The organism is Peribacillus sp. SIMBA_075, from assembly GCF_046534585.1.
Window position 1 is genome coordinate 1 of sequence record NZ_JAWRYN010000592.1, and the last position, 272, is coordinate 272.

Annotated in this window: 1 protein-coding gene; it reads left to right on the forward strand. The window is 42.6% G+C overall.

Annotated features, from left to right (window positions below; translation table 11 throughout):
- On the forward strand, positions 1–223 hold a 223-nt coding region (locus tag SB775_RS29525; protein ID WP_410864790.1), incomplete at its 5' end, for a GNAT family N-acetyltransferase.
- Positions 224–272 lie beyond the last annotated feature (49 nt).

Sequence of the window (272 nt, forward strand, 5' to 3'; positions counted from 1 at the left end):
CCAACAGCACGGCAACAAGTTCGGGGAAGCTTTGATGAAAGAGGCAATGGACCAAGCAAAAGCGCGAGGCGCAAAGCTCATGACTTTGGAAGCGCGTGTCAGCAATATAGCTGCGCTTAATTTATATAAAAAGTTAGGATTTCAAAATGGTGGCATCCGAAAAGGGTATTATACGGATAACCAGGAAGATGCCATAGTTATGTGGGTGAATTTCAATGAATGAAGATATCTATGTGTTGGGAATAGAAACGAGTTGTGATGAAACTGCAGCT